This is a genomic window from Exiguobacterium sp. s131, from assembly GCF_018617345.1.
GTDB lineage: Bacteria > Bacillota > Bacilli > Exiguobacteriales > Exiguobacteriaceae > Exiguobacterium > Exiguobacterium profundum.
Map to the genome: position 1 here is coordinate 1972618 of NZ_JACSJX010000001.1, position 12390 is coordinate 1985007.

Consider the following 12390-nt stretch of genomic DNA (forward strand, 5'->3'; position numbering starts at 1 on the left):
GAATTGTTCTAAACGGAACAATTCTTTATATAAAATAAATTACTCCTCTCCAACTCGATTGTCAACGAAATCAAATGTGAATTTGCACATAGAAAAAGAGCGATGTCCTATAGCTGACATCGCTCTTCATTTATTCACATTTATTTAGTCGACATGGTCACGATTTCCTGCAGATCAAGCGAATAAATCAAAGTTCGCTCGACCCGAATATTCCAGATCGTCTCAATCGCCTCTCGATATAATTGTAGTTGAATCGCATATCGATCTCGCAATCGCTCATGTGCCTCTTCCCGGGAATCGGATAGATGCGTGACAGCATCCGATTTATAATCGAGAAGCACATACGAATCCCCATCGAAATACAGACAATCGATAATCCCTTGGATCAAGACATGCTCATCCGTAAAGTGTCCATCCGGATTGACGCGTTCGGCCGGCACCGTGTAGGTGAAAGGTAGCTCTCGCCATGCCGTCCCTCGCTCTAGTGCACCAGCGAGCGCTTGACCGACTTCTGTTTGGAAAAACATCTCGATATCCGGGATGGCGAGGCGTGCCGTCTCTGCCTCGATCGGACTGAGCATCCCTTGCATTTCCCATTGGTTGATTTGGTCGACAATCGGTTGGTTCGGGTCAGCCAGTTGGAAAATCAAGTGTAACGTCGTCCCGCGTTCCGCACCGGTCTGTTTGACTTGACGCCATTTCGGTTCCCGATAAGGGGTATCGACCGGACGTACCGGATCTTCGAAAGCGGCCTGTTCGAGTTGCATCGCCCGCTTCAGTTCGGTCACCGTCTGTTTCGCCGCCGTACGTACCGCATCCTGTGCAGGGTATTCGTAGGTCAAAGCTTGTTGTACGGCACGAATCGTCTCTTCTTCATTTTGAATCGGAAAATCGATTGCTTCAAATCGTTGGACGTGGTGCAACTGTGCCATCATCTCTTGTAGAGTCGCAATCTCCGCAAGGTCCGCTTCTCCGATGACACGATAAATCCATGAAGTCGATTCTTGGAAAGTAGAGGGAACCGTGAAGCCGAATGATTCGATAAACGAAGTGGCACTCGGAAGGCGTAAAAGCGCCGGTGCAATCCAATCGAGATACGTTTTTGCCTCTCGCCTCGCCTCACTCGCCAATAGATCTCCAGATTGACCGACCTGAAGCCACTGCTGAAGGTGTTTGAGTGGTTCGCCTACCGTTCCCACGAGAATCAATTTTTCTTTCGCACGTGTCAAGGCCACGTAAAGCACGCGCATCTCTTCTGCTTTCATCGTCGCATCTAAATCTCGTCGAATCATCTCTTTCACGAACGTCTCCGATTTCGTACGTGTCACGACGTCAATCGCATCGAGTGAGATGCCGTACTGTTTGTGGAAAATGACACGTTGCATTTGATCGCGTTTATTAAATTGTTTTCCGAGTTGGGCAACAATCGTGACCGGAAACTCAAGTCCTTTCGACTTGTGCACGGTCATGATACGAACGACGTTTTCCTCGTCCCCGAGCGACCGCGCCTCTGACAAATCTTCACCAGTATCCTGTAGTCGGTCCATCACACGTAAGAAGCGATAAAGACCTCGATAGCCACTACGCTCATAGGATAGGGCCCGGTCATAAAGTGCCTTCAAGTTTTCCTGCCGCCCTTTTCCTCCAGGTAATCCCCCTGAGAAGTCATAAAACCCGGTGTCATTGAATAACTGTTGAATCAATTCCGACAGGCTATGATTTCGTGCATAAGTACGCCAACGGGAGAGGCGGTCAAGCATGTCGCCACATTTTACGCCAAGCTCATCATCGTCATCCGCTTTCGCCTTGAGTGCCTCATAGAAAGAATCTTCTGATTCAAGTCGAATCCGTGCCAACTCGCTATCATCAAAACGGAACATCGGGGAGCGCAGCGCACCGGCAAGTGGGATGTCTTGAAGTGGATTATCAATCACTTTCAAAAGTGCCAGGATCATCCGAATCTCGGTCGCTTGAAAATACCCGCCATCCGAGTCGGTGTAGGCCGGAATATTGTACTGTGTCAAAATGTCCATCAATTGCTCCACACGTTCTTTCTTCGAACGTACGAGAATCACGATATCGCGATATTCACAGTTTCGGAGTTGACCAGTGGATTCATCCGTCACTTTAAACGGTTCGTCTCCCGATACGAGTTCTAAGATGCGAGTAGCAATCGCCCGTCCTTCTACTTCTTGCTTCGATAACTCACGACTCGCGCCATCGACTAAAATAAACTCAGGGTCCGCCGGAATCGGTTCATACTCACGTCCAGGAACAAGTTGGGCCGCCTCATCATATGCGATTTCGCCAACCTCTTCGTCCATGAGTTGGACGAACAAGTCATTGATGCCATGAAGCACCTCTGCCCGACTTCGGAAATTTTGAGAGAGGTCGATCCGCTTCCCTGTGTTCGCCTGTCTAAAGCGCGTCGCCTTATCGATGAAGAGACCCGGTTCTGCATGGCGGAATCGATAAATCGATTGTTTGATGTCGCCCACCATAAATAAATTCCCGATTTCTTCTCGTTCATTCGCGACCAGATTGATGATCGTTTCTTGAATCTCGTTCGTATCTTGATATTCATCAACGAGTACCTCAGCGAAGCGTTCTTTATAAAGCGCCGCAACATCGGACGGTCCCCCATCTTGTCGTAAAATGGCGAGCGCATAATGTTCCAAGTCACTGAAGTCGACAAAAGCACGGTCGCGCTTCGCTTGCTCATAGGCTTGGCCGAACGCACGGACCGTTCTAACGAGGGTTTCAACGAGCGGTTGTTGCATCGAGACGCTTTCCAATAAGTCCGCCCCGCTGACTCGAGCCTGTTCCACCGCTGCCGTCAATTTTTTCTTCGCTTGGTCGTAAGCTGGTTTAAGGACCTCGTGGTAAATCTGGTGCTCCTCTTTTTTCGGAACAGCCTTCATCGTGCCAAACTTCATCGCACGAGCCGCCGTCTCGAGTTCACTCCAGACAATAGTCTCCCCTTCAAGCTGTTCGAACGGAAAAATCGCTTGCCGGATGTTTTCAGACTGTGGCTCATACCCGGCGACCCGAAGCTCCGCTTCAAGTTTCCGAAGATCTCGTACGGCTTTTTCGATGTCATGCCACAGCATCTGTCCAAACTCAATCAGGATTGCTTCCTCATCAGGATCTTCTCCGAACGCATACATGGAAACGAGTTTGTCTAAATAAGCATCAGGATTTGGGAGAGTGCGCGCATAGTGATATAAGCCAAGAATCAAATCCTCGATTTCACTGTCACCACGGTCTGACGTATACGCATCGACAAGAGCGAAGAAGTCGGTATCCTGTTTCCCGTACTCTTCCTCAAGCACTTCTTCTAAGACGTCATCCTGCAAGAGGACGAGGTCTCGTTCTTCCGCAATCTTGAACGCGGGATCCAAATCTAACAGGTAGTAGTTCTCACGAATCACCTCTAGACAAAATGAATGGATGGTCGTGATGAGCGCCCGGTTCAACATTTGCCGCTGTTTTCGGACATATTCATTTGTCGGGTCATCGCGCAACGCCTCTTCAAGCGCCTTTGCGATTCGTCGTTTCATCTCTGCCGCTGCCGCATTCGTAAAGGTGACGACGAGCATCCGGTCTGCCGTGAGTTCATCCGTTTCATCAAGCAATCGACTAGACAACCGCTCGACAAGGACTGCCGTCTTTCCGGACCCTGCCGCAGCCGAGACGAGCACGTGACTCCCTCTTGCTTCAATCGCGGCGAACTGATCATTCGTCCATTTCACGGTCATCGCCTCCTAACTCCTGAAATACCTCTTCTTTCTCGAGCTTCTTCAATTTACGAGGCGCATTCGAGAGCGCTTCGTCAAAATGACAGACACTTTGATAAGGACACGTCTGACACGGGCGCCGTTCTTTATATTCATAAGGTTCTACGTCAATTTTTCCTTTGTACATCTCCTCGGCACTCGCTTTGACGACGTCGAACGCATGGTCCATCAACTGCTCAAGTTGAGGGGGCGTCACAATTTTCTTCAAAGTGTTGGCGTCAGGCGTACCATCTTTTTTATATTTGACCGGAATGACAATTGATTTTTTGGATGAGCCTTTCGCCGAGCGGTCCATCATCTCTAAAATTTCCGGATCATCTACTAATAGCCCTTGCATCTGATACGACTCCAATACTTTTTGACGCGTTTCTTCTTCAGAACTAGCAGGTGGAACGAGTGGTCGGTGCACGTGGAAATAGAGCGCCGCAGCAGGTGCGACGTTCTCTTTTGTCCACACCTCTGCCTGCTCAATCAATACCTTCAAATAGATGAGCATCTGCATCGCCAGACCGTAATAAATTTCTGCAAAGTCGACTTCACGTTTACTCGACTTATAGTCGATGATTCGGACGTATAACTGGTCGTGGACCATCGCAGTGTCCACACGGTCGATTCGACCGACTAGTTCACATGTCGCCCCGTTCGATAATGTGAACGAAACGGGTGGAAATTGTCCGCTGCCGAACGCGAGTTCAAACGCTTCCGGGTCAAAGCCGTCTCGTTTTGATTGTTCAATCAACACTTCTGCCGTCTTACTGACGACGTCCGTCAATTTTTTCTTTAAGTAGGCGTAACGATTCGAACTCATCAAGATGGCATGCTGAATCTCTGGGGTCACGAGCTCGACCGCCTGCTCCGCTAAATGGGAGCACTCGTCCGGGGTGACATCTCGCCATTCCTTTCCGTCCATCTTCACCGTCTGCGACATATGTTCGATGGTCCGGTGATACAGATTCCCGATATCCGGGGCCTCGAGTCGATACAACCGTCGTTCCTTCAGACGCAAGCCAAAACTTGCGAAATGTTTGAACGGACAGGCTTGGAATGTCTCGAGACGTGAGACACTCGCCCGAATCGACGGAGTATATAAGGATTTTGCGACACGATTATCCAACGATTCCGGGATGTTTTGATAGAAGAGCGCGCTCGTCAACAACTGGAGACGTTCCCGTCCATCCGGATGCTTCAACAGTTCATTATAGACAGCAAACCACATATCTTGAATCGGATAATGACGACTCAACCGCTGAAGTTCAAGTGCCGTCACCGCCGCCGTCTGATTCACATTCGTCAAGAAGGCGAATTGATCACGTGGTCGGTGTTCACCTGCTTCAGCAAAATGAGTCTTGATGACGTTTTGGTGAAGTCGCGCCTTCAAGTCAGCGATAAACCGCGCCGGCTGAACGGCTTTCCCCGTTCTGTCGACTAGTGCGTAGCTAATGTATAAACGCTCGCTCGGTGCCGTCACAGCTTTGTATAGGTAATACGTTTCATCATCGAACAAGTGCTCTGTCGCCTTACCGGCACGAAGTCCATTCTCATGCATGAAATCCAAATCTTGATCGGTCAACAGTTTCGACTGTGTCGTGACAAGAGGAATTTGATCTTCATTCGCTCCGAGCAGGAAGACGACTTTCTTATCTATCAATCGACCACGCACATAATCCGTTATCGTCAATTGATCAAGCGAAGGTGGGATCAAGGCATAGCGGAGACTATCTAGTCCGGTGTCCATCATCTGGAGGAATAAGTCCGTTGACAACGTCTCTTCCGGAGCTGCGGCTTCTAGCTGCTCGAGCAAGTGCAAAACCGCGTCCCATACTTGAGTATGCTCACGCGCTTCGAGTAGTTCCGCCTCTTCAATCGCCTCATCGCGCCATTGCGTCAGACAGTCTGATACACCGACACGCTCTAGAAAGGCATACATGGCGTGCGTATAAGCCTGCATCGTCTTCGCCTGTTTTAAATCTGATAGAAATGGATCAAATGTTTCGATGACACGTTCCCGCGATCGATTCAGCTCAGCCTCAATATCGAGTTCTTCGCTCGTGAGGCGTGCTTCCTCCCCGGAACGACGACGCAACTGCCATTCGTCGTGCCAATGATAATGTTTGATCCCCCGTTCGATAACGAACGCTTCAAGCCGGTCAACGGACGTACGACGATGTACCGGATCGAGGACGACGAGTTCTGTTTTAAGGGCACGGAATACGGACTCTTCTCGATATCCACGTAGAGCGATTTCAATCGTTGCTTTCAACAGTTCGACGAGCGGATGGTCGAGCATCGGTTGCCGTTCATCAAGGAAATAGGGCAGTCCCATCTTTTGTAGCGCCTGAGATGCCAAATCACCATATTCGTCGAGTGAACGCGATACAAGTGCGATATCCCGATAACGATATCCTTCTTCACGTGTCAGACGAATGACTTCTCGAACGGCCGCCTCCACCTCGACGGTTCGGTCGACTGCGGCATGTAAATCGATTCGGTTCTCTGAACCAGTGTAAGGTTCCGCCGTCAATTGGTCGAATGTAGCCTCTAGATAACGGAGACTCGGATGCGTATAACGATAGACGGTATCATACAGCTTGTCTCGAGAAGGAATCTGCCGTTCTGTCAACAGTTCTTTGAAACGCATGAGTGTCCGCTGCGTCGGTCCAAACAATGGATTTAGACGATACAAGGAGATAGGATCGATTGTCAACAATACATCGACATCAACCTTCTCTGCGAGTGCAACGAGCACCGCCAACTCCTGCTCTGAAAACTCGTTGAATCCGTCCACATAGACACGCACATCCGTCAAATCTGTTTCCGGAAGAATTTGCAACATGACGTTGAAATAGTCTTCTGCATGAAGTGACTTACCTTCCGTCATCTTTAAAAATCCTTCATAGATGATGGAAAGGTCTTGTAACTTCAAAGCACGGTGCTGCGCCTGTTCGCTTAACCGCAACAAGTGCTCCGGTTCAACAAGCCCTCGCTTCAGCATCGAGATTAATTGGTTCAATTCTTCATAAAATCCGAACTGATTCATCGTACGGCGGAACAAGGTCAATCGTTCTTCGCTCATCTCGACGACCCTTCGTAACAACAAATGGGTCCCCGTCTGGTCTAAGAATTGATCTGTCGCTACACCGGCATCTCGCATCATCAAAAAAGCGAGACGACGCATCGAAAGGACTTGAATGCGCGTCGAACCATGCAAACCATCGACTGTCGCCATTTTCTTTTCCATCTCAAACGACATCTGGTCCGGTACGATCATATAAATCGTCGGCCCGCTCGGGTTTTGTTTCAGTTCTTGAATGACCTCATGGATCATTTGTTCACTTTTCCCCGTCCCCGATCGACCAACGTGAAAGGTCACTGTCATTTTAGCGAACACTCCTTCCCTTTTTTCTTCATTATGAACCATCCCCGAGCATTTGTAGAGGGAAACCTCTTCTATACCTTGTCCAAAAAAGTAACAGCCTACATCATTCCCTTTTTCGATTGAAATCGATTAGACTGAACGTATGAGGGGGAATATATGTGAGTGCCTATGAACAATTTGGAGGCGAACGTGGTGTACAACAACTCGTTGACGCGTTCTATGACCTCGTCTATGCCGATCCAATTTTACTTCCACTATTTCCGGAAGATCAAGATCGAGTCAAACAGCACCAATTTGAATTTTTAACACAGTTGCTCGGCGGTCCAAAGTTGTATTCGGAACGTCGTGGCGGTGGAAACTTGGCGATGATTCATCATGAGCATCCTATTTCTGAGACACATGCCGGCCATTGGCTTGGATGTATGGAACAGGCGCTCAAGACCGTGGATGCCCCAGAATCGATCAAACGTCAGTTATTTCAACGGTTGACCATGTCATCTTCGAATGTCGTCCGTGTTTGTTCGCATCATTTTGAGTAGTCACAACTATAAAAAGTGGGTATGATAGGAAAGTAAGCAAAGGAGGTCGTTTCACATGACAGAAGAAGAAAAAAAAGAAGTCGTCTCATCTGAGGAAGAGACGGAAGAAAAAGAAGAAACGGTAGTCCTCGCCGACGCGCTTGATGAAGCTAACGAAGCTGCTGAAGCAGAAGAAGATGAGGACGATGATGAGGATCAGCCGGAAGAGAAGAACATGGACCACATCAAAGGCGTCTTCAACTATGATCATGAAAATGGTCGTGAATACCGTGTCGTCTTTTACAACGATCGCAAAAACTTAGTGTTCCGTGAACTCGGTAATGGCAAGGTTGAATTTGTCGGCCGCTTCTCGGATGATGCATACGATGAAGAGAATGAAGCAGAAATGCGTGAACTCGGTCAACGTGAACTCGAGCGCATCCTCGCTGAACGCTTCAACTAAAAAAATCGCCGAAATTTCGGCGATTTTTTTAGTTCTTCTTATTCCGCTTCTTTTTGCGAAGTGCATAGGCGACACCGGCAATCCCACCGACGACCGCGAGTCCAGCAACGACCGGAACGAGAACACGTTTCGTTGGAATCATCTCTTTCACACGTTCATATGGCGTTGGTGTCGAGAACTCTAATTGTACGGCTGTATCGCCATGTCCATGCGCCCGCGCTTTGCGTGATGCATCCGTGACGACCACACGTCCCGTTGTCCAGCGACGATTGCCGTATTCGTCTACGTACGGACGACGTACACGTTTCACATCACGTACCACCTTCCCACGTGCGCGATCTGGTCGGACGACGCGTTCACTCGACCACGATCGGCTCCCAGTCACACTGTACGCCGGTCGTACTTTGCGGCGATTGAGCCAAGTATATGAATCGTTCATCTTCAATTCCCTCCCATACTGTTCAAAACCTCTCTTCTAATTATACCCATACAACATCACCCAAAACATGTGACAAATGGTTCAAAAAAAGATGTGACACCATACGGCATCACATCTTCAAGCTAAATCATTCTGTAAATGGTTTGTCCTTATGACGACGTTTCGCCAAAATCAGGTAGTACGCCGGGACAAGGACGAGAGTCAACACAGTTGAGAATAGAATACCCGATACGATGCCGATCGCAAGCGGTTTGAAGAGCGGGTCTTCCCCAAGTGCGACTGGCAAGAGGGCAACGACTGCCGTGAGCGCCGTCAAGAGAATCGGACGAATCCGAGCGCGCCCTGCTTCGTAAACGGCGGTTGTGACCGGTAATCCTTCACGAATGCGTTGTTCGATAAACTCGAACAGGACGACTGCGTTCCGAACGACGATTCCCGCAAGTGAGACCATCCCCATCGATGCCATGAAACTGAACGGCGTCTGTGTCACGAACAATCCGACGACCGCTCCAGCAATCGCGAGATAGATTGTGAACAAGACGAGTAACGGCAACGAGAGTGAATTGAACTGGAATGCGATGATCAAGTAAATCAAGAACAAAACGACGACGAACAATGTCGCAAGTTCTAAGAAGAACTCGTTCTGCGTGTCGCTCGCACCGGACTGGTCGAACGTGATTCCTTCATCTTCTAACCCCGACTTCGCGTCATCCAACACCTGCTCGACATCTTGTTTAAATGCCTCTTCATCCGTGCCTTCGCTTGCATAGATTTGGAGTGTGACCGAGCGCTCCCCGTTCTCACGAGGAATCTGTTGAATTTGTTCCGTCGTCGTCTCCGTCACGAACGTACTGAGTGGTGCAACAGGTGGACCTGCTTCTGTTTCGACAGGAACTAAAATCTCGTCAAGGGCAAGTGCTTCGCGGTTCGCCTCTGCATCAATGACGATTTTCACGTCACGCTGCTCTACCCCGTCATCGAATGTACCAATTGGAACACCGTCTGTGACGAGACGAATTTGATCACTGATTGTTTTAGCCGTCACGCCGGCCTGTGCCATTTCCTCACGATTCAATTCGTATGTGAGTGTTTGGAACGGTTCTTTAATATTATCAAGGACGATTGCCCCGTCAATCTCTTCAAGGTCAGCCTTCACTTGGTCACGTGCAGCCACGAGCTGATCAATCGTCTCGCTCCGCATCGTGAATTCGACAGGTGCCGATGCCGGCGGTCCTTGTTGTTGCGTATCTAGGAAGATTTCGGCATCTGGATAGTCTTCACGCAACACGTTCGTATACTTATCAATCAATTCGATGGCATCGATTGACTCGTTGTCGACACGAACGACCACTTGTCCCGTGTTTTCACCTGACTGATCGAGTCCACCTGTGAATAAACCAGGAAGACCTCCACCTGCGAAGACGGATGTTTCCACGACACCCTCTTCTTCTTTGAATCTCGCTTCAATTTCTTCAAGACGTGCCTCCGTCTCGTCCAAATCGGTTTGAACGGGGAAGGTCACGCTGGTCACGACTTCCGGACGGTTCGCGGCCGGGAAGAATTCAAACGGCGTGAGTAAGATCAAACCGTACAATGCCGTCGTGATAACAAATCCAACAATCCCAAACGTCCATGGCCGCTTCGCGACACTCGGTAAGAGGCGGTCGGCGTAGAAATTACTGAGTCGGTTAAGCGGTCCACCGAGCCAACCTGGTTCACGTTTTGATACTTTCACTTCTTTACGATTCAAACGATACTGCGCAATCGGTACGAGCGTCAAACTGATGACCATCGAGGCCAAGACAGAGAGGGCTAGCACCGTCGGTAAGGCGCGAATAAAGTTTCCGTTTGCGCCCGATAGCAAGGTGAGCGGTAAAAAGGCAAAGACAACCGCGAGTGTCGACGTGACAATCGAGCCCCATACCTCTTTCGTTCCTCGGACTGCCCCAAGCATCGCCGAGTCTCCATTTCGATACCGTCGTAAGATGTTGTCGTTGACGACAATCGCATCATCAACCAAAATCCCCAAGGCGATGATTGCCCCGATAATCGAGATTTGGTTCAAATCGACCCCAGTAAACTGTAATGGAATCAAGGCGATCAAGAATGACAACGGAATTGCCAGACTGACGATAATAGAGCCAGAGAATGTTAAACCAATCGTCGTCACGGCAATAACGGCGATAATGGCGACAATAAATTCACGAGTCAACGATGAGAAAATCGCATCGACTGCTTTCGCTTGTTCATAATAAGGAACGAGCTCAAAACCATCTAAGTCTCCAAGTTCTGTTTCGACCACGTCATTGACGCGGTCTTGCATCGTTGGAATATCCAAGCCTGATTCAATCGGAACTGTAATCGAAACAGCCGGCTTTCCGTCTAATGAAACGAGATCGGTTTCACTTTTCGCTGTCTCTTCGACCGTTCCGACGTCTGCTAGTAAGACAGGTGCCCCATTGAATGAGCCGACGATGACTTGCTCCATGTCGTCTACATTCGTCAAGTTATCGATTACTAGTTGATAAATCCCCTCTTTAGTCGATTGACGTCCGAGCGGTGTCGTTTTGTATTCTTCGTTAATGGCCGTTAACACATCAGGAAAGGCAAGTTGACGTGAACTCAGCTCTTCAGAATCAAGTGACACAACATACTCCTGCTCTGGTAACCCTCTGATCGTGACTCCCGTCACGCCATCCGTTCGCAAAAGTTTCGAATCTAATTGTTCGATGTCTGATCGAACATCCTCAAATGATCCACGATCGTCTGCTGTCAATAAATACGATGCGACAGGTAACTGCCCGAGTGAATCATTTACCGTTGGCGCAAGCGCGTTTTCAGGAAGTTTAGGCGTCGCATCCGACAACGCTTGTCGAACGTTCGCCTGAAACTCTTCCTGGTCGGTGCCGTCCACGTATTCGACCGTGATGTTCGAGAACTCTGAAGCCGAGATCGACGTCACGTTCTCTACTCCTTCTAAACTACGTAGTTCCTCTTCTAACACGCCGGTAACATTCCGTTCAACCGTTTCAGCTGTCGCACCAGGATACGGTGTTTGAACGAGTACGATATTGATCCCGGTTTCCGGAATCTCACGTTTAGGGAGCTGGAAGAACGTCAGCACACCCACGACGATTGCGACGAGAAGAAACACGATAACCAGTTTCCCTCGCTCAATCATTTTTTCAAAAAACATAAAAACCCCTCGCTTTCGGAAGATGTGCAAATACACATATGATATCTCTTCTTCATCATAGAGGGGTTTGTCATTGAATTCAATCCTTAAGCGTGTTGCAATGTGCTGTCATGGAAACGTTTTTGAAAAGCGTACGATAATTCGATTGACCGTTGTTTTTGTCTCGACACGGTATGATCAGATACGTGAACCTTGACCGATTCCCCCGTCAAAAACTGAATGAGAGTCTCTTTTCCGTCTTTCTTGATGGCCGTCACGTGTTGAAAGTTGATCCACGCACAATCTGGACTTTCTTTGGCAATCGTCGGAAAGAAGACGGCATCCGCATGCCAATCCATGACGACCGGTGTCTTTCGATGTGGTCCGAGGACGTGTCGCGCTGCCTCGATTCGACCTTGAATGCTCGACCCGTAGTATAGACACGCGTGTTCTAATAAGTCGATTGGCGACCCTTTTACTCGCATGACGCCTTCTGGTTGATACACAAGTGTTTCCGCTTCGCCAAACTCGTTAAATACAGGAATTAAAGCTCTCGTTTCATTGGTCAATCTGCTCATCTTTTCATCCCCCATAACGTATGTAATGACTTACATGTCATTCA

Annotated in this window: 7 protein-coding genes; 2 read left to right on the forward strand and 5 right to left on the reverse strand. The window is 48.9% G+C overall.

The features are described 5' to 3' along the window. Nucleotides 1-140: 140 nt before the first annotated feature. Both addA and addB read right to left on the reverse strand, forming a co-directional pair. Nucleotides 141-3752: a helicase-exonuclease AddAB subunit AddA gene (gene addA / locus KNO69_RS10195; RefSeq protein ID WP_483297353.1), complete on the reverse strand. Its 3612-nt coding sequence runs from the start codon at nt 3750-3752 to the stop codon at nt 141-143. Continuing rightward, nucleotides 3736-7173 carry a helicase-exonuclease AddAB subunit AddB gene (gene addB / locus KNO69_RS10200; protein ID WP_214817667.1) on the reverse strand — a complete coding sequence of 1146 codons (3438 nt, stop codon included), beginning with the start codon at nt 7171-7173 and terminating at the stop codon, nt 3736-3738. The genes addA and addB overlap by 17 nt, the downstream gene beginning before the upstream one ends. A gap of 158 nt (nt 7174-7331) precedes the next feature. Between addB and KNO69_RS10205 the strand changes: the two genes are divergently transcribed. Together KNO69_RS10205 and KNO69_RS10210 are read left to right on the forward strand one after the other, a co-directional pair. After that, nucleotides 7332-7712, forward strand: a complete 381-nt coding sequence (locus tag KNO69_RS10205; protein WP_214817670.1) for a truncated hemoglobin — start codon at nt 7332-7334, stop codon at nt 7710-7712. 55 nt (nt 7713-7767) lie between these two features. After that, entirely contained in the window at nt 7768-8154 is a 387-nt protein-coding gene (locus tag KNO69_RS10210) for a hypothetical protein (protein WP_015880959.1), read from the forward strand. A gap of 28 nt (nt 8155-8182) precedes the next feature. On the opposite strand, the gene KNO69_RS10215 is transcribed toward KNO69_RS10210, so the two are convergent. From KNO69_RS10215 to KNO69_RS10225, 3 genes are all read right to left on the reverse strand, one after another. Beyond that, a complete protein-coding gene (locus tag KNO69_RS10215; protein WP_074037659.1) occupies nt 8183-8593 on the reverse strand; it encodes a hypothetical protein in 411 nt (136 codons plus the stop codon). Nucleotides 8594-8720: 127 nt separating this feature from the next. After that, a complete protein-coding gene (locus KNO69_RS10220) occupies nt 8721-11789 on the reverse strand; it encodes an efflux RND transporter permease subunit (RefSeq protein WP_214817674.1) in 3069 nt (1022 codons plus the stop codon). Nucleotides 11790-11875: 86 nt separating this feature from the next. Next, nucleotides 11876-12346, reverse strand: a complete 471-nt coding sequence (locus KNO69_RS10225) for a competence protein ComK (RefSeq protein ID WP_015880956.1) — start codon at nt 12344-12346, stop codon at nt 11876-11878. Nucleotides 12347-12390 lie beyond the last annotated feature (44 nt).